A 19,962-nucleotide genomic window follows, 5' to 3' on the forward strand; every position below is an offset into this window, starting at 1 on the left:
AAATCGTTTTTGGTATTATTATACAATAGATGTCAGAAAATACAGGTATTTATTAATGGAGTGGGAGAGAATTATATGTCTATGTCCCTATATTATAAAAAGATCCGGGAGCAATTAGGTCATGATTTAATTTTTATGCCGAGTGTAGCTGCGGTTATAAAAAATGAACAAGAAGATATTTTATTTCAATATCCTGGCGGGGAATACTGGAGTTTGCCAGCTGGAGCAATTGAGCCTGGAGAAACTCCAGAAGAAGCGGTAGTTCGTGAAGCGTGGGAAGAAACAGGATTGAAAGTGCAAGTAAAAAAACAAAAAGGAGTGTTTGGAGGAGAAGAGTATCGCCATACATATCCGAATGGCGATCAAGTAGAATATATTGTTGTTGTGTTTGAGTGTGAAATTACTAGTGGAAAACTGAAATCAATAGATGGTGAATCTTTAAAACTACAATATTTCTCATTATCTGAAAAGCCTCCTTTAGCACTACCATACCCAGATAAAATATTTTTATAGATGTAAAATAACACACCTTATTTATTGAAGGTGTGCTATTTATATAACCCCGTTGTATACATTTCCGTCAATGTATGTACTATCTCTTCTAACTCTAATTTTTTATCATTTTTCACAATCGTCCAAAGAAACATCTCATTCATTGCGAACCAAGCACGTGCTACAGTTTCTTTATTTAATTCAGGATGCGCTAACCCATTTTCTTGAGAGTATGTAATATCTTGCGTAATGCTGTTTATAAATCGTTCTCGAATCTCATCCCATTTTTGACGTATCTCTTTTGATAGCCCGATTGCTTCTTCTACAACTTGTAAAATAGCTCGTTCTTTCTCTGCTAGTTGGAGGAATGCCCTCACTTGGTTTTGAATCATATTACGGGCTTCTTCTTTTGTTTGAGGAGAAAAAGAGCGCTCAGCAATATCATAAAATTGATTCATAACATCTTCCATTAAAACGGTGAGGAGATCATCTTTGTTTTTGAAGTATACATATGCCGTTCCATAACCAGTTTCTGCATGTTTAATAATTTGCGTAATGGTTGTTTTCTGAAATCCGTTATTAATAAAAACAATGTATCCGGAATGTAAAAGTTTCTTTTTAGTTTCTAAGGAGCGGTGTTTTCTTGATGAAAGAGTAGTGTTTTTCAAAGAATCACCTCTTTATACTGAAATATCTGAAAATATAACTGTATTGTAAAAGAAATTCATATATAAAGTCAACTGACATAATATCATTGACGTTATATCAACTAAGGTGATATATTTCAATTAGTTAGAATAAAAAGAAAATTAAAAGAAGGTGACACCATGTATACAGAACCATTTCAACCAACTTATGAGTATGCGCTTGAATGTGATAAACATGATGAACTGAAAGATTTTCAAACTGAATTTTATAAAAAAGAAGGAACAATATATTTAGATGGAAACTCATTAGGGCTACTTTCAAAAAGAGCAGAAAAATCATTACTTACTTTGCTAGATTCATGGAAAGAGTACGGTATTGACGGCTGGACCGAGGGTGAGCATCCGTGGTTTTTCCTTTCGGAGAAATTAGGTGAATTGACTGCGCCTCTTATTGGAGCTTTACCAGAAGAAACTATTGTAACCGGTTCCACGACGACGAATATTCATCAAGTAATCGCAACTTTCTATGAGCCGAAAGGAATTCGCACAAAAATTCTTGCGGATGAGTTAACATTCCCGTCCGATATATATGCACTTCAAAGTCAAATTCGTTTAAAAGGCTTAGATCCAGATGAGCATTTAGTACGAGTGAAGAGCCGAGATGGTAGGACACTTTCTGAAGATGATATTATTCATGCAATGACAGATGATATCGCGTTAATTTTATTACCTTCGGTACTATATAGAAGTGGCCAAGTTCTTGATATGAAACGTTTAACAGCGGAAGCACATAAGCGTGGTATTCATATCGGATTCGATTTATGTCATTCGATTGGTTCTATTCCGCATCATTTCAAAGAATGGGATGTTGATTTCGCTATTTGGTGTAATTATAAATACTTAAATGCAGGACCAGGTGGTGTTGCTGGTCTTTATGTAAATAAAAAGCATTGTAATAGACTTCCAGGATTGTCTGGATGGTTCAGCTCTAGAAAAGATAAGCAGTTTGATATGGAACATACATTAACAGCTGCTGATCATGCAGGTGCATATCAAATTGGTACCCCTCACGTATTAAGTACAGCGCCGTTAATCGGTTCTCTTGAAATTTTTAAAGAGGCTGGTATAGAACGTTTACGTGAAAAATCTTTACATATTACAAGATACATGCTTAATTTAATTGCTCATGAATTAAGTGATTTTGAATTTACAATTGGAAATCCATTAGAGGATGAAAAACGAGGCGGGCATATTTATTTAGAGCATGCAGAAGCAGCACGCATATGTAAAGCGTTAAAAGCAAATGGAGTTATCCCTGATTTCCGTGCACCTAATGGAGTAAGACTTGCGCCAGTCGCTTTATATAACACGTACGAAGAAGTGTGGAAATCTGTACAAATATTAAAGAAAATCATGAAAGATGAAGAATATAAACAGTTTGAAAATAAGAGAGAGGTTGTGGCATAGGTATGAAAACATCAGTGTGGATTGATATTTCACAACCGCTAAATAATGATATTGCTACTTGGCCAGGGGACACACCGTTCTCATATGAAGTGTCATGGCCGAAAGAAGAGAGTGGCTCAGTAAATGTTGGAAAATTAACGATGAGTATTCATACAGGTACTCATATTGATGCGCCGTTTCATTTTGATAATGAAGGAAAGAAAGTAATAGATTTAGATATTCAAGTTTATGTCGGCCCAGCACGAATCATTGACGTTTCTAATCTTGAAAGCATTGGGAAAAAGGAATTAGAAAACTTTCATTTAGAAGGAGTAGAACGCTTATTATTACGCACATCTTCACATGGTAAAGTGAATGAATTCCCAGATGTAATCCCGCATTTACATGCAGATATAGCACCGTTTCTTTCAGAGAAAGGTATACGTTTAATCGGGGTGGATGTACCGTCAGTTGATCCACTAGATGATAAAGAATTAGAAGCGCATCATCAATTGTTTAAACATGGCATACACATTTTAGAAAATGTCGTACTAGATCACGTAGCAGACGGCGATTATGAATTGATTGCATTACCACTTGCCTTAACAGATGCAGATGGAAGTCCAGTTCGAGCAGTTATTAGACCAATATAAGTAGAAATATATAAAAGGGGCGTTTGGCTAATATGAAAGAAAATGAAAAGGTAATTATGGAAAAAGGGATTCATACGGACTTTAAAGAGAATATGACGTACGGGGAATATTTACAATTAGATAGTTTACTATCTTCTCAAAAGAGATTATCAGACCACCATGATGAAATGTTGTTCATCGTTATTCACCAAGCAAGTGAGCTTTGGATGAAGCTTATTTTACATGAGTTACATGCAGCAATTGAATCTATTAAACAAGATAAATTACAACCAGCTTTTAAAATGTTAGCACGTGTATCAAAAATTCAGTCTCAAATTATTCAATCTTGGGATATTCTTGCGACATTAACACCATCCGAGTACATTGAGTTTCGTGACTCGCTCGGTCAAGCTTCAGGTTTTCAATCGTATCAATATCGTATGATTGAGTATGCGCTGGGTTATAAAACGCCGCATGCATTAAAAATTTATGAAAAAGATCCAGAATTACACGCTCGACTTCATACGGCGCTACATGCACCAAGTTTGTATGATGTCGCAATTCAAGCACTTGTAAAAGAAGGATTCCCTATTCATAAAGATGTGTTGAATCGTGATATTACGCAGCCTTATGAAGAAGATGCCACGGTAGAAGCGGCATGGCTTGAAGTGTATGCCGATGTGAAAAAGTATTGGAACTTATACCAACTTGCTGAAAAATTAATTGATATTGAAGATTGGCTACAACAATGGCGTTTCCGTCATATGAAAACGGTAGAACGAATTATCGGACATAAAATGGGAACAGGTGGATCTTCTGGTGTATCTTATTTAAAACGAGTACTTGATCAACGATTCTTCCCAGAGCTTTGGAATGTTCGCACGAAATTATAAAAAACAAACCTGTCAGTTAAACTGACAGGTTTGTTTTTTTATTTGAATTCAATTATGTTTTAATAGAAGCTACAAGATATAATAATTGAGTTACTATTTAAATGGAGGTAAAGTATTGGATTTCAAGCAGCTAGAAAATAAATTTGAAAAGAAAAAAGTAAATACATTTCTTGTTTATCAAAAAGGGGAATTAACAACTGAGTATTATAAAACATCCGAATGTGCAAATAACTTATATAAAATAAATTCAATTACAAAAAGTATCGTATCTTTATTAATTGGTATTGCAATCGATAAAGGCTATATAAATGATATACATACACCGATTACAGAGTGGATTGAAAATGTATCTGAGGAAAAGCAGGATTTGACTCTGTATCATTTATTAACGATGACTACAGGAGAAGATTGGAAGGAGTTTGGGAATGGGGTCGTTTTCCCAAACGATTTTGTAGAATCGGATAACTGGGTGCAGTACATATTAGAAAAACCAATAATTGAAGAACCGGCTACAAAAATGAATTATAACTCAGGGTCTTCGCATTTACTTAGTTACATTATCCAAAAAGCTACTGGAATGCCGACAGAACAGTTTGCGAAAAGATATGTATTTGATCCATTAGAAATTACTGAATATGAGTGGCAACAAGATCCCCAGGGAATATATGTCGGTGGTTTCGGTATGAAAATGAAATCTAAAGATTTATTAAAACTCGGAATATTATGTTTGCAGAATGGAATTTGGCAGGGGAATGAAATTGTATCATCGAAATGGTTAGAAGAATCAAGTACACCTCTATTTGAAACGTATGAACATGTCGGGGCATATGGATATCACTGGTGGGTATTGAATAACGAAAGATTTCACATACCGTATTGTATGTATTTTACTATGGGATATGGCGGGCAATACATCGTTATCATTCCCCAGTTAGAGGTAGTTGCTGTAATAAGTAGTCATATGCCTAAACGTGGGCTCATTCCATTAAAGTTATTTATCGAGCATGTACAGGAGAATGATAAGTTTGTATAAGAAGAGGAGGGATTGTATGGGGGATGTAAAAACATTATCTTTATTTAGACTATGTTTAAGCCTTCTAGCATTTAGTGCAATCATTACGCAATTTATAATACGGGCACAAGTGAAACCGTTCAATCCAGTTAACTTTTTTAGTTTCTTCACTATCGAAAGTAACATTTTAGTTGCATGTATTCTCCTTTTAAGTAGTATCGGAACAGCTACATTTGGTCAATCAGAACAGTTTGGTATACTTCGTGGTACAGCAACTGTATACATACTTACGACTGGATTCATTTATTTTTTATTATTAAGAGGGTTAGAAGAATCACTTCAAACTGCAATACCATGGGTAAATACGGTGTTACATTATATCATGCCAATTGCCATGCTTTTAGATTGGATTTTAAATCCGCCTAGTAAGAAAATCACTTGGAAACAAGCCGCAAGTTGGCTCTTATTCCCGTTTTTTTACGTTTTATATAGCTTAATACGTGGTCCAATCGTTAATTGGTATCCTTATCCATTTTTAGATCCGAGAATAAGTGGATATGGTAGAGTACTTTTATACAGTATAGGAATAGCAGTTGTAATTGGCGCTATTTGTATATTGGTAAGATTTTTAGGGAATCGAAACCTTAGGAATGAATTTTAGAAATGAAAGAACCCGACTGTTTAAAATATAAACAGTCGGGTTCTTTCATTTTATCCCGCATTAACGGGTAGTAAGACCCCCTCCTCAAAATTCAGCGAAAGTAAAGAAGTTAGGTGGGGATCTCAACTGCCCGTAAAAGCCCGATTGGTTCAACTAATAATCAGTGGGGGATGAACAAAACCCCCACTGATTAAAGTTTCATTTTATCTACTCGTCTTCTGAAACGACATTTTTATAAACTTATCCGTCTTCGTTTCAAACTCTACATCAACAAAAACACCATATTCCTTTCCGTCTTCACGTAGCCACAATTTGAATTTTTCAACTGTTATTTGAACGGTTTTTGGTTTTCTACCTATATGAAGATAATCAATAATCTCCGCTTTGGGGTACTGTTCTTTCGTTTTTTCTACAGCAAGTTTACCCCATTTGGCATACGGCGGCTGTGCATGAACAATTGATGAGCTTGTATATACATTTGAACATATTGTTAGAAACAGAATAACGAATGCGACACGCTTTAACAAATTCTTCATGATGAACTCCTTTTATCCTTTTTTATCCCACTTTAATGGGCAGTAAGCCCCCCATCTCAAAATTCAGCGAAAGTAAAGAAGTTAGGTGGGGGATCAACTGCCCATTAAAGTCCGATTGGTTCAACTAATAATCAGTGGGGATGAAGAAAACCCCCACTGATTAAAGTTTCACTTTATATTGTTTACATATTCTTTCAACGATATTAGTTTGGATTTTTTTGTCTTCTTTACATAAAAGCGAGGCTTTTACAAAACATAACCAAGAAATCATTTACATAATTAAGGAGGGAAAATTATGCGCCAAAAAGCTATTTTTAAAATAGCGGTTTTACTTGCGTTCATAGGACTATCTTTGATGGTCAGTAGTATACAACTAAAGAATGTAGAAGCCTTTTCTAATCAAGTCATTCAAAGGGGAGCATCTGGTGAAGATGTCATTGAACTGCAATCTCGTTTGAAATATAACGGATTTTATACGGGAAAAGTAGATGGTGTTTTCGGATGGGGTACATACTGGGCGCTTCGGAATTTTCAAGAGAAATTTGGTTTACCGGTTGATGGTTTAGCTGGAGCTAAAACGAAGCAAATGCTCGTGAAGGCAACGAAGTATGATAAGTCAACTGCTAATAAAGGAACGACAACGAATAAAGGAAATAGTGGTGGTACAGCACAAGAAAATAAACCACCTCAAAATAAAGGGACAAATGTTCCAAATGGTTATTCCCAAAATGACATTCAGCTTATGGCAAACGCAGTATATGGAGAATCTCGTGGTGAGCCGTACTTAGGACAAGTTGCAGTCGCTGCAGTTATTTTAAATCGTGTTACAAGTGCATCATTTCCAAATACTGTTTCGGGTGTGATTTTTGAGCCAAGAGCATTTACAGCGGTAGCAGACGGACAAATATATTTAACGCCAAATGAAACAGCGAAAAAAGCTGTATTAGATGCAATTAATGGATGGGACCCAACAGGAAACGCATTGTATTATTTCAATCCAGATACTGCAACAAGTAAATGGATCTGGACTCGTCCACAAATTAAAAAGATTGGGAAACATATTTTCTGTAAATAGAGCGGAGGTGGAACTATGTTACGAGGTATTATAATCGTATTATTAACAGTTGGTGTAGTTGGGACAGGATACTGGGGCTATAAAGAGCATCAAGAGAAGAATGCAGTATTAATTCGGGCAGAAAATAGCTATCAACGTGCGTTTCATGATTTAGCATATGAGGTTGATTTATTGCACGACAAAATTGGAACAACGCTTGCGATGAATTCACGCGCATCTTTATCGCCTGCTTTAGCAGATGTATGGAGATTAACATCGGAAGCTCGTTCGGATGTAGGGCAACTTCCTTTAACATTAATGCCTTTTAATAAGACGGAAGAATTTTTAGCGAATATCGGTGATTTTAGTTACCGTGCAGCGATTCGTGATTTAGAAAAAGAGCCATTAAATGATCAAGAATACAAAACGTTGCAAACTTTATATTCCAATGCAGGAAATATACAAGATGAACTAAGAAAAGTGCAACATCTTGTATTGAAAAACAATTTACGCTGGATGGATGTTGAGATGGCACTAGCATCTAATCGTGATCCTGCAGACAATACAATTATTGACGGATTAAAGACAGTAGAAAAAAATGTAACTTCGTATTCATCTACAAACTTCGGACCGACCTTTACAAGTGCACAAAAAAATAAAAAAGGCGGATTTGAAGCAGAAGGAAAAACAATTTCTAAAGATGAAGCAGCGAAAATCGCAAAATCATTTTTAAATTTAAAAGGAAATGAAAAAGTAGAAGTCGAGAAAAGCGGAAAAGGTGCGAAAGAATCTTTCTATAGTGTGAAAATTAAAGATGAGGCAACGAATAATGAGTTTTATATGGATATTACCGGAAAAGGTGGATATCCAATTTGGCTTATGAATAATCGAGAAATTAAAGAACAGAAAATTAGTTTAAACGATGCAGGAAGTAAAGGATTGAAATTCTTAAAGGACCATAAGTTTCATAATATGGAGCTTTATGATAGCTCACAATATGATAATGTTGGAGTATTTACGTATGTAGTAAATGAGAATGGCGTACGAATTTATCCAGAAGCAATTCAAATGAAAATTGCTTTAGATGACGGTTCTATCGTCGGATTTTCGGCGAAAGAATATTTAGCATCACACCAAAAACGAACAATCCCTTCGGCAAAGCTAACTGCAGCAGAAGCAAGAAAAAAAATAAATCCTGATGTAAAGGTAATGGAAGAGCGAAAAGCAATGGTAGTAAATGATTTGCATAACGAAGTACTTTGCTATGAATTTGTAGGAACTTTAGGGAAAGATACGTACCAAATTTTCATTAATGCAAATAGCGGAGCAGAAGAAAAAGTGAAGAAAATGCAAGCTGTTGAAAAAATTTATGATTAAACTTTAATGGTAAAGTGGTGAGAGTAATGAAGATTTTAATATATCTATTGATGGTTTGTTTATTAATAACTGGATGCAGTATTGGAAAAAAGGATAATCCAAACGAAAAGCCCGAGCAAAAAAATGTTTCAATGAAAAATGTTAATTATACAAATAAGTCAAACAAGCCAAATGAAAAAGCAGCGGACCATTTAGCATCTTTAGCAGCAAGTGTGCCAGGTGTAAATGATGCGACAGCGGTAGTAGTTGGGAAATATGCTATCGTAGGAATTGATGTAAAAGCGAAACTAGATCGAACACGTGTTGAGTCCATAAAATACTCTGTTGCAGAAAGTTTAAAAAACGATCCAGATGGTGCTAATGCAGTCGTTGTAGCAGATGTTGATACGTATGAACGACTGAAACAAATTGGAAAGCAAATTAAAAAAGGAAAAACAGGTGAAGGTATACTGGATGAATTAGCAGCAATTGTTGGCCGAGTAATGCCACAAGTTCCAAATGACATGATTGAAAATAAAGAAACGAATCCAATTAAAGATAATGATAAACAATTACCAAAAGATGAAGAACAAGAACTGAGAAAAGAACAGAATGACCAATCAAATAATCATTTAAATAAATAAATTTAACCGTAACCCTGTACTAGATTGTACAGGGTTTTTCAATATAATATTAAATATTCAGTTTATTTTTAAGGGAATATATGGTTTAATTATTATGGGAGGGACAACTGTTATGATGAAAAAAAGCACATTAATATTATGTAGTTTATGCTTAGGTTTCAGTATGACAGCGTGTGAACAGAAGAAAGAAGTAAAAAAGCAAACAGCAACTTCTTCTACTGTGATGGAAAATCAGAAGAAAGAATCTATCAATATAAATCATTTTTCAAATATAAATGAAGGAATGACTTATAAAGAAGTGAAAGATTTAATTGGTTTTGAAGGGGATTTACTTATAGAAGAAGGCGTAGAACATTCTACACAAATTAAACAAATTTTTGCTTGGAAGGGAAGCAATCCAACTGCATTAGTTGAAATTACCTTTTTAGATGGAAAAGTGCATTCTAAAGCGCAACAAGGCTTAAGTTAATAAGTTGAAAATGGGAGAGTTTATCATGAACATACATACAGGGGAAATTCAATTAGTTCCGTATAAAGAGGAATTTAAAGAAATCATACAAACATTTACTTTACCAAGTGAACAAGTTCAATTTACATCGGACCCAGGTGAATTATTGGAAAAAGCAAAAAGTGATCGTACAAAAAATGTGATTGTTATTTTAGATTACAATGGGGTACCTGTTGGTCTTTTTGCATTGCAAACAGGAGATAGAGTGCAGGAGTTCACAGAAAATGAGAACGCTTTACTTTTAACTTCATTTTCTGTAAATCACAATAGACAAAGGAAGGGATATGCTAAAAAATCACTGGCACTATTACAAGAGTTTGTACAACGTTATTTTCCGATGAAAAATGAAGTTGTACTTGCTGTGAATGAAAAAAATATTCCTGCACAAAATTTATATGAAAAAGTTGGCTTCCAAGATAAAGGTTTTAGAAGAATGGGTCCAATTGGTCAACAAATCATAATGCATTTACCTATCATAAAATAACGAGAAAAAACTTACTCTTGTACAAAAGTAGTAAGTTTTTTATTTAGAAAGATATATAATGTAGAATATATAAATAAACGAAATAGAAATGAAGGAAATACAAAATGAATCAAGTTAGAAAATGGAATATTATTGGTGGAAGGGTGATAAAAACAGGAATTGCGGTTTTTCTTACAGTTCTAGTTTGTGAATTTTTCAATATTCCAACTATATTTGCTGTTATCACCGCAATTGTAACGATTGAGCCAACTGCAACGGATTCTCTAAAAAAAGGACTGGTTCGCTTTCCAGCTTCAACAATTGGATCAGCGTATGCAATGACTTTCACATTTTTCCTAGGTCATCAGGCGCTTTCTTATGCGTTAGCAGCGATGTTTACAATCGTTACATGTCAAAAACTAAAGTTACATGCGGGAACGTTAGTTGCAACATTAACTGCTGTTGCAATGATCCCAATTACGGCAGATCACTATTTTACTGCATTTTTAATTCGATTAGCTACTACATCTACTGGTATTATAGTGTCTACTTTAGTAAATTTTTTCATCTTACCACCACATTATGTTAAAACAATTTCGGGATGTACAGAGGAGCTATTTGTTAAAACGGCACATATTATGGAGGAATGGCTTAATGCATTAATTGAAGGGAAAGTGATAACCAAAGAGACAACTCATAATCTATCTAAAGTGAATTTATTATTACATAAAGCGGTACAATTTGTTCAATATGAGCAAAAAGATTGGAAATATCATCGACATACAAAAAAAGAAATGAGAAGTTTTTTACTTGTACAAAAGCAACTTCATTTATTACAGCAAATTATTTATCATATTGATAATCTAGCTCGAGCACCAATTGAAACATGTGACTGGTCGCAAAATGAAAAAGAGATTTTACGACGAACAATTCATTCTATAATTTCAATATTAAGAAATCATTGTCATAAAATAGATGAGGAACATTTTAAACTGATTGATGAATTAGACAAGCAATTTTGGAATTATAAAAATGATTTAGTCCATTGTAAACCGAATCAATATCATCATCATTTTTCAAGTGAATCTATCATTTTTTTTGAGGTATTATCTATACATGATATGTTAGAGGAATTAAAACAAATATTTGAGAAATATGAGGATGAAAATCAATTCAATTGTTCAGTTCATTAAAATGTGGAGGATTGCTATGACAATTTATATTTCACTACTAAGAGGAATCAATGTAGGCGGTCATAAGATAATTAAAATGGCTGATTTAAAACAAACGTTTGAATCAATAGGGCTAAAACAAGTAAAAACATATATTCAAAGTGGTAATATCGTGTTCGAATCTGAAAAAGATATTGATTTTCTAAAAAAACGAATACAATCTGAAATTAAAAATGTTTTTGGTTTTGATGTTCCGGTTATGTTAAGAAAACATGAGGAATTTATAAATATTATAAAAAGATGCCCCTATGAAGTCGATTCATTGCGAAAAGGCGAAAGTATACATGTTGCCTTCTTAGCAAATGAACTTTCTGAATTAGAAAAAGATCAGCTACTTATGCAAAAAAATGAGACTGAAGATTGTTATATACATGAAGAAGTTGTGTATTTATTTTTCAAAAATAGCATTCGAAATTCAAAATTAATGAATCAGTTTCAGAAGTTACATACACCAGCTACAGTAAGGAATTGGCGGACTGTGAATAAATTAAAAGCGATAGTTGAGGGGATGTAAACATAAAAAGATGAGGTTTTCTGTATAAAGAAAATCTCATCTTTTTATTTATATTGTTTTACGACTATAAGTTCGACAATAGGATAAATAAAGAATGAAGAGCAAATGACGATAAAAAGAGGCAGATTCTTTATTTCATCAAGTGATAGGAAGGCAAATCCTTCTGATACTATTAAAATAAAAAACATAAGGCATATAAGTACAAAATAAGCAACTTTAAAACTTTTATATTTGATTTGCTGGCCCATTTCATCTTGGCTTTCTTTCGATATTCCGTTTGGATCTCCCCAAGTAATTTGATTAATTAAATTACCGATAATTAACGAAAAAGCGAATATTGTTCCTCCTAAAATCGAACCTTCCGTTACATATTTATATGCCCCATGTATGAGAACTACGATTAATGATAAAACGATAATCATGAAAATAAATTTTTTATGATTCAATTTAGAAATAGCACCTCCATAATTGTAAAATACTCTTTACATCTATAGTATAAAATTGGGAAACTTTCATGTCAAATGTTTTTTACATGAAAGGTGTAATAATATAATGTTTTGTTTTTGCGATTAATAAAAAATTACATTACATTTGAATGTAAAAGAATGGGCTCGCATATATTTGGAAGGGATGTCAGATTAATTTAGGGGGTAGTTATGTCTATTCTTTTAAAAGCTGGTGCTGATGCAGGAAATAATGGTTTGAAGTTAATGGTGAAAGGGCAAGATCCTATTTTTATTCCGAGTATATATGCTTTATATATAGGAGAGCCTACAGGATTGTTAGATGAGGGAGATGTTTCATTATCTGAATTAGAAAATCACATTGACGTGACCATTAGTTCTCCATCGTTAATGTTAAATAATGTGCGGTATATCGTTGGAGAAAAAGTCATTCAAGATCAATTAAAAGGTACTGAAGTTGAGAAGAAATCGAATAAGTCAACTGATGAGTTAATGGTTATTACGATTCTATCTGGTTTAGCGGTGAGTGCTATGCGTCAAAGTCCAACTTCTAGTCATATTAACATTCGTTATGATTTATCTGTTGCTCTCCCTATGCAGCTTATTACACAAGAAATAGCTGCGGAAAATGCGAAACGTTATATGGGGAATCATAAGGTTGTGTTCCATTATCCAAACGGACGTGATGTTACAATTAATATTTCCATCGAATATTGTAAATGCCTACCTGAAGGTGCTTCTGGGACGTGGGGCATTGTATATGATGAAGAAGGAAATGTTGTAAAACATAAAATAGAATGTGAACAAAATAAAGTGTCAGAAATTGATTTTGTTGATAAAACATTATTATCTTTTGATATTGGTGCAGGGACAACAGAAGAAGTCGTTTCACTAGGTGTAAACTTTAGACCACAACTAAGTAAGGGTTTATCGTACGGTGTGAAAGAAACGTTACTACAAATTATTACGAGATGGAACCGGAAGTATCCAACAAAGACAATTGATAGTATTACAGAATTCAATCAAATTTATTTAAATGATAAACATCCTAGAAATGCATTATTAGTTGAGGAATCACAACCAGCACTATTAGGTTTAGCAGCGCGTGTTGCAACGGATATTATTAACAAAATTGATGATATGAAAGACGATCCATATGTATTTATTTATGGCGGGGGCGCAGTTATCATAAAAAATAGCCTGAAAATGATTTTAAAACAAAAAGGGCGTTTAACAAATGTAATCTTTGTAGATAATCCATTATTTACAAATGCACGTGGATTATTAGTCTACACTTGTTCGCCAAAATATAGAGAGCATAAGCAAAAAGAGTTAGGATTTACAAACTTAACAATAAGTTAGTTGGTGGAAGTATGCGATCTAGGCGATATAAACGTGGTGACCGAGTAAAAATTAATATTCATAAGTCAGTATCACCTGAAATGCTTGCTTGGCTGAATAAACAATCAAATCCAACCAACTTCTTTTTCTTTGCAGCGCAGCAACTTTTTAAACAAGTAGGAGATATTGATGTGTCAAAAGCTATACCAAGTAGCCATGTTTTCTCGTTATACGTGGAGCCATCATCCTTATTAAAAGTAGAAGTTAATCCTTTTAAAAGTGTACCACTAGAAGCAAATAAATCCACCGATAATATAAAAAAAAAATCATGGGAAGCTGTTGACCAATTAGATTGTCCGTTTTTTTAAACATAGAAAAATAGAAGTATTGCCCATCACTATACATACGGATACAGTGATGGGCTTTTTTAAATGTAAAGATAGGGGGGCACAAATTGCAGTGTGCTCCTCCTATGCATTATTTTTCTATTATTTTAGCTGTATGTTCAGTAACAGCATGAATGATGTCTTCCCAGTCATCAGGATGAATCTCATGTCCAGCGCCTTCAAGTGTTAATAGAACTGAATTAGGAATTTCATCAATAAGTGCGAGACCATGTTCAAAAGGGAGTGCGGTATCGTCTGTTCCGTGAATGACTAATGTAGGTGCTTGTATGGAGTGAAGCACCCCTTCATATGCATCATCGCCTTGAAGTAAACCGTGATTAAACATGCTTAATAAATTGTTAGCTCGTTTAATTTCTTGTTTTACTTGATTATAGACTCTTTTTTCATCAAATGTTCGTTTGGACCCGCATAATAGACGGGACCCTGAAACTAAATATTCTGCTACAACTTTTTCGTTTGTCCAATCTAAATGTGTGCCATTTGCGTGATGTGTTAAAATTCTTTCATCCATCGGAGGTAAATCGCGCGTGTTATCGTCAGAGCCTATTATACTTGTAGCTAATAATGTTAACGATAAAATTCTTTCGGGATGTTTTACAGCAGCAATTTGAGCAATCATACCACCTAAAGACATACCAAATAGATGTGCTTTGTCAATATGATAAGCATCAAGTACCCCAATTGCATCTTCAGCCATATCCGTAACGGAATAATTAGAAGTTCCAGGTTCATATGCGACGGAGCGTCCCACATCACGGTTATCAAAACGAATAACAAATGCCCCGCTATTCGCCAACTGTTCACAAAATTCTTCATCCCAATAAACCATTGAACACGTAGCACCCATAATTAATAAAATAGCTGGATTTTTAGGGTTTCCAAAGCTTTCTGTACATATATCAATCCCGTTTATTTTAAATATCTTTTCAGTCATAGAGTTCTCTCCATTTCTTTTGAATTTAAATAAAAACACAATTTTGAATGACTCTAAGGTGTGTGTAAGATTTTCTATGTTTCTTGCATAATTACCCCCAAAAATAAGTTTATGATAATTTAAGGAAAAAAATTTTGAGAAATATTTGTATGTTATTAAAATAAACAGTAAGGAGGAGAGGAAATGAAAGCAATTGTTATAGATCAATATGGTAGTGTTGAAGAATTAAAAGAAAGACAAGTTTTAAAACCAGTTGTTAAGAATAATGAGGTATTAATACGTATTCTCGCAACATCTATTAATCCTGTTGATTGGAAAATAAGAAAAGGAGACTTACAAGAACAGTTGCGTTTTTCATTTCCAATTATTTTAGGGCTAGATGTAGCAGGAGTTATTGAAGAAGTTGGGGAAGAGATAGAATGTTTCAAAATAGGAGATAAGGTGTATACGAAACCTGAAAATATAGGGCAGGGCTCTTATGCTGAATTCATTACAGTAAAATCGGATTTAGTATCCTATATGCCTACAAATCTGAGTTTTGAAGAGGCAGCTTCTATTCCTCTTGCAGGACTTACTGCATGGCAAAGTCTTGTAGATTACGCAAAAATAAAAGAACATGACCGAGTACTTATTCATGCTGGAGCTGGTGGAGTTGGAAGTTTGGCAATCCAAATCGCAAAATCATTTGGAGCTTTTGTTGCGACAACTGCCAGTAGTAAGAATGAAGAGTTTTTAAAGTCTTTAGGGGCAGATCTCGTTATTGATTATAAAAAAGATAAATTTGAAGAATTACTATCAGATTTTGATATTGTATTAGATACAATAGGTGGGGAAGTACAAGAAAAAAGCTTTCAGATTTTAAAACCTGGTGGTGTATTAGTTTCGATTGTCCATGAACCAATTCAAAAAGTAAAAGAGATAAAATCAGGTTTTTTATGGCTAAAACCAAGTGGAAAACAATTAGAAGCATTATCAGATTTAATTGTACATGGAAAAGTAAAACCAATTATAAGTAAAGTTATGCCGTTTAGTGAGGAAGGGATTAGAGAAGCTCATATTTTGAGTGAAGGTCAGCATGTTAGAGGTAAGATTGTAATTAAAATGGAATGATAATGAAAATATTATTTATATGGTGAGTTTTATGTAATAAAAAGCAAATACCCAAAAATATTTTGGGGCATTTGCTTTTATAGCATAAACTTTCGCATTATATCATGTAATCTCTCTAATCCAATTATCATATCTTTTTCATTTAACATCGAATAGCTAATTCTTAAATGATTATTATTTGTTTCGGGATTTAATAGACAAGCTGTACCTGGTAAAAAAGACACATCTACTTCATTTACTTTTTGTAATAAGGTAAAGGGATCTATCGAATCAGGAAGAGTAATCCATAAATTAAAGCCGCCATTTGGTATTTCAAAGTGCATTTCTTTAAGTGGTGATAACATATCAATCGTTATATCACGTCTAATTTGTAAAGCCGTACGTAATTTTTCTAAATGATTTTTCATACGTTCTGCACGTAAAAATGGTAGAAGTGCTTTTTGTGTTAATAAAGGACTACCGATATCCATTGAACCTTTTACAGCATATAACCATTCGAAAATAGGGCCATCGGCAATAAGTGATGCGATACGCAGTCCTGGTGCTAACGTTTTACTAAATCCTTTTATATATATTACGTGACCGTTTGTATCAAAATTTTTAATAGGAGGGGGAACAGTCACGCCCTCAAAATATATTTCACCGAAAGAATCATCTTCAATGATAAAAAACTCATATAGCTCTGCCAATTCTATAAGTTCCATTCTCCGTTCTTTACTCATTACTGAACCTGTTGGGTTCTGAAAAGTTGGATTCGTATACAATAAAACGGGATTTTTACTTTGACAAATATCATCGATTAAGTCAGAGCGAATTCCATAATTATCAAGAGAAACAGGTATAATTCGAGCCCCTTTATTGATGAAAATATCAAGCGCAGCACTATAACAAGGACTTTCCACTAATACAATATCACCAGGTTTTATTAGTGTTTGAGCAATTAAATCAATTCCTTGTTGTGCTCCGCTTGTAATTAATAACTGAGATGGATCTGTCAATAATTTCTGGTGTTCATTTAAGTGATTTGCTATTTCAACTCGCAATTCATAATCTCCTTGAACTGGTCCATAAGTTGCTAGAATCATCTGGTCTTTATTAAGTATTTTATGCATTTCGTCTGCCAAGAATGGATTTGGCAATAAACGAGGATATAAAATCGCTTGTGAAAAATCGTAATATTTCCGGTGCTGATTCATTGCATATTGAGATCGCATAACATTAATCGTTTTCGTTTGTTGCCATTTATACGGAATTGTTTTGAAATTTTTCTTTACATGTTTTTGTATATAAGCCCCTTTACCTTGTTCAATTCGTATATATTCTTTCTTTTCTAGCTGTTTATACGCCTTACGAACAGTTAATAGACTAATCTGTAAATCTTCGGCCATCGAGCGTAAAGATGGAAGTGAGTCACCATGTGAAAGCATGCCGCTTTGTACTCTTTCAACGATTTGCATATATATTTGCTGGTAATACGGTATGTTAGATTCTTTACGAAGGACAATCTTCATGGTTTCACCTTTTTCTTTTTTATTTAATTTAAGCGGAAAATATAAAGAGAATCAACTACGATTTTAGGAAACTGTTATATACATAAATACACTGTTATACACCATACCTTCTATACTCATGTTAAGAGTAAAAAGGAGGAAGAAAAATGGTCATTTTCAATTATATTTTAGTATGTATAATTTTTGGAACAACATTTTTAACAATAAAAATCGGAATTGAAGCAGGTGCACCCCCATTATTTTCGGCAGGAATTCGTTTCTTTCTAGCGGGAGTAATCTTAATGATTATATTTAAGCTAAAGCGAAAAGAAATTATGCCACATATATTTTCAAAACGTATTATATATGCTGGTTTTTGCTTAACGTTTATGACATTCGCAAGTTTGTACTGGGCGGAACAATATATTTCTTCAGGGCTAGCTGCTGTGCTATCTGCTACAGGACCGATGATGATTTTGTTATTACAGACAAAGAGAAATAAGACAAAATTACAAAAGGAGCAACTTCTTGCTTTAATCATTGCGCTAATAGGCGTTGTTTTTGTTTCTTTACCAGGAATGCACCAAGAAGTAAGTTTTATATGGAGTATCGCTTGTTTTGTTTTAATAATAGGAGAATTATTTTACGGAATAGGCTCTATTTACTCAAAAGAAATACTTTCGGATTTACAAAGTGTATCGCCATTTCTTATTAATGGTATTCAAATGTTTTACGGAGGCGTTTTACTACTAATCGTGTCTGTCATAGTAGAACAACCGAATGTAACTACACTAGCTTCTTGGAGTGTACAGTGGCCTATTTTATATCTTATCTTTATCGGATCAATTGGTGGGCACGGATTATATTATTGGCTCTTATCAAAAACAAATCCTGTATTCCCGTCAACATGGTTATACGTATCACCGTTAATTGCTATTATAGTAGGATATATTATATTAGGAGAACCTTTAAACCCTACAATGGGAATAGGTGCATGTTTCATTTTGGTTGGTGTATTTTTAGCTAATCGATCCACACTCCGGTCTTATTTCAGAAAAGGGAGATTATTTGAGAAAGAAATGTAATTATATAAAGAAGCAGTCCTGTATATAGCAGGGCTGCTTTCATTTTATTCATGATACGGATTGACTTTATTTATTGGAAAGGCGTAATATTATTAAGCTATATGAAAGAGATCTGCAAGAAGAGGGGAGTTATTATGAAAATAAATTGGACTGAAGTCAAGGAAAAAATTCGACCGCAAATTTCAAAACCATCATATGAAACTTGGTTTACGAATACTACTGTTTATTTAGAGGATGATATATTAACAATTTATTGTCCAAATGAATTTGCACGTGACTGGTTAGAATCTCATTATAAAGAATTAGTATTTAATACATTAAGAGAAATGTTTAATACGACGTTTGAAATTCAGTTTGATCTATGTAATGGCGAACCATCTAAGTTGAAAGATATTCAAAAAGCAAGGCTTAGTAGTTGGGATGAAGTAAAGAAAGCGTTAAGACCAAAATTAGCAGAGAAAACATTTATGACGTGGATTAGAAATACAAATGCTACGATAGAAGATAATAAATTAATAATCTTTTGTGAAGATGCGTTTCATCGTGACTTGCTTGAAGGGGAGTATAAAAATATAATTTCAAGTACCGTACAGAAAATAACTGATAAAGAATATCAAATTTGGTTCGAAATAGAATCAAGCGCTACTTCTAAAGCACAGGTTCATCACGTGCAAAATAATCAACGTACTTCCGGACAAGAGGAATCAAAAACAATTTGGAATAAAATAAAAGATAAAATACAATTAAAAATTTCGAGACCGTCATATGAAACTTGGGTCAAAGAAACGACAGCTAGAATAAATGAAGATTCATTGATCATTTATTTTGAAAACGAATTCCAACAAGAGTGGGTTAAAAAGTCTTATAAAGATTTAATTTCGCAAATAGCTAAAGAGTTAACTGGAAATACATATGAAATTCAATTTGAATTAAAATCAAATACAAATACTACCAGTAATAATGAAAAATCAACAATTGAAGATATCACTTCCGAATTAGGAGAGCAGTTCAAAGTCTCTAATAACAGTTTAAAATATAATG

The 19,962-nt window shown here is 33.6% G+C and carries 23 protein-coding genes; 18 read left to right on the top strand and 5 right to left on the bottom strand.

Going from position 1 to position 19,962, the window contains the following annotated elements; all coding sequences use genetic code 11:
• Positions 1-75: 75 nt before the first annotated feature.
• Positions 76-513, top strand: coding sequence for an NUDIX hydrolase (locus MR079_RS02095; RefSeq protein ID WP_242293391.1), 438 nt, complete (start codon positions 76-78; stop codon positions 511-513).
• Positions 514-548: 35 nt separating this feature from the next.
• Here the strand turns inward: MR079_RS02095 and MR079_RS02100 are convergent, their stop codons facing one another.
• Positions 549-1,160 carry a TetR/AcrR family transcriptional regulator gene (locus tag MR079_RS02100; protein ID WP_016717658.1) on the bottom strand — a complete coding sequence of 204 codons (612 nt, stop codon included), beginning with the start codon at positions 1,158-1,160 and terminating at the stop codon, positions 549-551.
• 159 nt (positions 1,161-1,319) lie between these two features.
• Here MR079_RS02100 and kynU point away from each other — a divergent pair, with 159 nt between their 5' ends.
• The 5 genes from kynU (at position 1,320) to MR079_RS02125 (ending at position 5,783) form a co-directional block, all read left to right on the top strand.
• Positions 1,320-2,606 (top strand): kynureninase, encoded by a 1,287-nt coding sequence (gene kynU, locus MR079_RS02105; RefSeq protein WP_062821645.1) that lies wholly within the window; start codon positions 1,320-1,322, stop codon positions 2,604-2,606.
• Between the two features lie 2 nt (positions 2,607-2,608).
• A complete protein-coding gene (gene kynB / locus MR079_RS02110) occupies positions 2,609-3,238 on the top strand; it encodes an arylformamidase (RefSeq protein ID WP_139865787.1) in 630 nt (209 codons plus the stop codon).
• A 32-nt stretch (positions 3,239-3,270) separates the two neighbouring features.
• A complete protein-coding gene (kynA, locus tag MR079_RS02115; protein ID WP_074608709.1) occupies positions 3,271-4,110 on the top strand; it encodes a tryptophan 2,3-dioxygenase in 840 nt (279 codons plus the stop codon).
• A gap of 115 nt (positions 4,111-4,225) precedes the next feature.
• A complete protein-coding gene (locus MR079_RS02120; RefSeq protein ID WP_242293392.1) occupies positions 4,226-5,143 on the top strand; it encodes a serine hydrolase domain-containing protein in 918 nt (305 codons plus the stop codon).
• A 16-nt stretch (positions 5,144-5,159) separates the two neighbouring features.
• Positions 5,160-5,783: a Pr6Pr family membrane protein gene (locus tag MR079_RS02125; protein WP_139865785.1), complete on the top strand. Its 624-nt coding sequence runs from the start codon at positions 5,160-5,162 to the stop codon at positions 5,781-5,783.
• Positions 5,784-5,986: 203 nt separating this feature from the next.
• Here the strand turns inward: MR079_RS02125 and MR079_RS02130 are convergent, their stop codons facing one another.
• Entirely contained in the window at positions 5,987-6,319 is a 333-nt protein-coding gene (locus MR079_RS02130; protein ID WP_242293393.1) for a DUF3889 domain-containing protein, read from the bottom strand.
• 295 nt (positions 6,320-6,614) lie between these two features.
• Here MR079_RS02130 and sleB point away from each other — a divergent pair, with 295 nt between their 5' ends.
• The 7 genes from sleB to MR079_RS02165 all read left to right on the top strand — a co-directional run bounded on the left by sleB (position 6,615) and on the right by MR079_RS02165 (position 12,090).
• Positions 6,615-7,394 carry a spore cortex-lytic enzyme gene (gene sleB, locus MR079_RS02135; protein WP_001249053.1) on the top strand — a complete coding sequence of 260 codons (780 nt, stop codon included), beginning with the start codon at positions 6,615-6,617 and terminating at the stop codon, positions 7,392-7,394.
• A gap of 15 nt (positions 7,395-7,409) precedes the next feature.
• The gene (gene ypeB, locus MR079_RS02140) at positions 7,410-8,750 is read left to right on the top strand and encodes a germination protein YpeB (protein ID WP_242293394.1); all 1,341 of its coding nucleotides are present in this window, start codon (positions 7,410-7,412) and stop codon (positions 8,748-8,750) included.
• Between the two features lie 26 nt (positions 8,751-8,776).
• Positions 8,777-9,373, top strand: coding sequence for a YhcN/YlaJ family sporulation lipoprotein (locus MR079_RS02145; protein WP_242293395.1), 597 nt, complete (start codon positions 8,777-8,779; stop codon positions 9,371-9,373).
• A gap of 112 nt (positions 9,374-9,485) precedes the next feature.
• On the top strand, positions 9,486-9,842 hold the full coding sequence (locus MR079_RS02150; protein WP_139865782.1) for a hypothetical protein: 357 nt from the start codon (positions 9,486-9,488) through the stop codon (positions 9,840-9,842).
• A 25-nt stretch (positions 9,843-9,867) separates the two neighbouring features.
• Positions 9,868-10,365, top strand: a complete 498-nt coding sequence (locus MR079_RS02155; protein WP_139865781.1) for a GNAT family N-acetyltransferase — start codon at positions 9,868-9,870, stop codon at positions 10,363-10,365.
• Between the two features lie 104 nt (positions 10,366-10,469).
• Positions 10,470-11,537, top strand: coding sequence for an aromatic acid exporter family protein (locus tag MR079_RS02160; protein ID WP_242293396.1), 1,068 nt, complete (start codon positions 10,470-10,472; stop codon positions 11,535-11,537).
• A gap of 16 nt (positions 11,538-11,553) precedes the next feature.
• On the top strand, positions 11,554-12,090 hold the full coding sequence (locus MR079_RS02165; RefSeq protein ID WP_242293397.1) for a DUF1697 domain-containing protein: 537 nt from the start codon (positions 11,554-11,556) through the stop codon (positions 12,088-12,090).
• 44 nt (positions 12,091-12,134) lie between these two features.
• On the opposite strand, the gene MR079_RS02170 is transcribed toward MR079_RS02165, so the two are convergent.
• Positions 12,135-12,536 (bottom strand): hypothetical protein, encoded by a 402-nt coding sequence (locus tag MR079_RS02170; protein ID WP_242293398.1) that lies wholly within the window; start codon positions 12,534-12,536, stop codon positions 12,135-12,137.
• A 210-nt stretch (positions 12,537-12,746) separates the two neighbouring features.
• Between MR079_RS02170 and MR079_RS02175 the strand changes: the two genes are divergently transcribed.
• Together MR079_RS02175 and MR079_RS02180 are read left to right on the top strand one after the other, a co-directional pair.
• Entirely contained in the window at positions 12,747-13,916 is a 1,170-nt protein-coding gene (locus MR079_RS02175; protein WP_000025611.1) for a ParM/StbA family protein, read from the top strand.
• Between the two features lie 11 nt (positions 13,917-13,927).
• The gene (locus MR079_RS02180) at positions 13,928-14,263 is read left to right on the top strand and encodes a hypothetical protein (RefSeq protein WP_029438566.1); all 336 of its coding nucleotides are present in this window, start codon (positions 13,928-13,930) and stop codon (positions 14,261-14,263) included.
• A gap of 109 nt (positions 14,264-14,372) precedes the next feature.
• On the opposite strand, the gene mle is transcribed toward MR079_RS02180, so the two are convergent.
• On the bottom strand, positions 14,373-15,236 hold the full coding sequence (mle, locus tag MR079_RS02185; RefSeq protein WP_242293399.1) for a BCA family alpha/beta fold macrolide esterase: 864 nt from the start codon (positions 15,234-15,236) through the stop codon (positions 14,373-14,375).
• A gap of 183 nt (positions 15,237-15,419) precedes the next feature.
• On the opposite strand from mle, the gene MR079_RS02190 reads away from it, so the two are divergent.
• Positions 15,420-16,346: an NADP-dependent oxidoreductase gene (locus MR079_RS02190; protein WP_139865776.1), complete on the top strand. Its 927-nt coding sequence runs from the start codon at positions 15,420-15,422 to the stop codon at positions 16,344-16,346.
• A gap of 77 nt (positions 16,347-16,423) precedes the next feature.
• Here the strand turns inward: MR079_RS02190 and pdxR are convergent, their stop codons facing one another.
• Positions 16,424-17,857, bottom strand: coding sequence for a MocR-like pyridoxine biosynthesis transcription factor PdxR (gene pdxR / locus MR079_RS02195; RefSeq protein ID WP_139865775.1), 1,434 nt, complete (start codon positions 17,855-17,857; stop codon positions 16,424-16,426).
• 146 nt (positions 17,858-18,003) lie between these two features.
• On the opposite strand from pdxR, the gene MR079_RS02200 reads away from it, so the two are divergent.
• The gene (locus MR079_RS02200; RefSeq protein ID WP_242293400.1) at positions 18,004-18,921 is read left to right on the top strand and encodes a DMT family transporter; all 918 of its coding nucleotides are present in this window, start codon (positions 18,004-18,006) and stop codon (positions 18,919-18,921) included.
• 134 nt (positions 18,922-19,055) lie between these two features.
• Positions 19,056-19,962, top strand: a 907-nt coding sequence (locus MR079_RS02205; RefSeq protein ID WP_242293401.1) for a DnaA N-terminal domain-containing protein, incomplete at its 3' end; no start/stop codon positions are given.

The sequence above is a fragment of the Bacillus cereus group sp. BfR-BA-01381 genome (genome assembly GCF_022663555.1).
Classification (GTDB): Bacteria; Bacillota; Bacilli; order Bacillales; family Bacillaceae_G; genus Bacillus_A; species Bacillus_A pacificus.

Excerpts from the sequence above, each read along its gene's own strand:
- MR079_RS02130 (WP_242293393.1), bottom strand. The coding sequence starts at position 6,319 with ATGAAGAATTTGTTAAAGCGTGTCGCATTCGTTATTCTGTTTCTAACA.
- MR079_RS02200 (WP_242293400.1), top strand. The coding sequence starts at position 18,004 with ATGGTCATTTTCAATTATATTTTAGTATGTATAATTTTTGGAACAACA.
- MR079_RS02160 (WP_242293396.1), top strand. The coding sequence starts at position 10,470 with ATGAATCAAGTTAGAAAATGGAATATTATTGGTGGAAGGGTGATAAAA.
- kynU (WP_062821645.1), top strand. The coding sequence starts at position 1,320 with ATGTATACAGAACCATTTCAACCAACTTATGAGTATGCGCTTGAATGT.
- MR079_RS02095 (WP_242293391.1), top strand. The coding sequence starts at position 76 with ATGTCTATGTCCCTATATTATAAAAAGATCCGGGAGCAATTAGGTCAT.
- kynA (WP_074608709.1), top strand. The coding sequence starts at position 3,271 with ATGAAAGAAAATGAAAAGGTAATTATGGAAAAAGGGATTCATACGGAC.
- MR079_RS02125 (WP_139865785.1), top strand. The coding sequence starts at position 5,160 with ATGGGGGATGTAAAAACATTATCTTTATTTAGACTATGTTTAAGCCTT.
- MR079_RS02145 (WP_242293395.1), top strand. The coding sequence starts at position 8,777 with ATGAAGATTTTAATATATCTATTGATGGTTTGTTTATTAATAACTGGA.
- MR079_RS02155 (WP_139865781.1), top strand. The coding sequence starts at position 9,868 with ATGAACATACATACAGGGGAAATTCAATTAGTTCCGTATAAAGAGGAA.
- ypeB (WP_242293394.1), top strand. The coding sequence starts at position 7,410 with ATGTTACGAGGTATTATAATCGTATTATTAACAGTTGGTGTAGTTGGG.
- MR079_RS02180 (WP_029438566.1), top strand. The coding sequence starts at position 13,928 with ATGCGATCTAGGCGATATAAACGTGGTGACCGAGTAAAAATTAATATT.
- MR079_RS02150 (WP_139865782.1), top strand. The coding sequence starts at position 9,486 with ATGATGAAAAAAAGCACATTAATATTATGTAGTTTATGCTTAGGTTTC.
- mle (WP_242293399.1), bottom strand. The coding sequence starts at position 15,236 with ATGACTGAAAAGATATTTAAAATAAACGGGATTGATATATGTACAGAA.
- MR079_RS02190 (WP_139865776.1), top strand. The coding sequence starts at position 15,420 with ATGAAAGCAATTGTTATAGATCAATATGGTAGTGTTGAAGAATTAAAA.
- MR079_RS02175 (WP_000025611.1), top strand. The coding sequence starts at position 12,747 with ATGTCTATTCTTTTAAAAGCTGGTGCTGATGCAGGAAATAATGGTTTG.
- sleB (WP_001249053.1), top strand. The coding sequence starts at position 6,615 with ATGCGCCAAAAAGCTATTTTTAAAATAGCGGTTTTACTTGCGTTCATA.
- kynB (WP_139865787.1), top strand. The coding sequence starts at position 2,609 with ATGAAAACATCAGTGTGGATTGATATTTCACAACCGCTAAATAATGAT.
- MR079_RS02165 (WP_242293397.1), top strand. The coding sequence starts at position 11,554 with ATGACAATTTATATTTCACTACTAAGAGGAATCAATGTAGGCGGTCAT.
- pdxR (WP_139865775.1), bottom strand. The coding sequence starts at position 17,857 with ATGAAGATTGTCCTTCGTAAAGAATCTAACATACCGTATTACCAGCAA.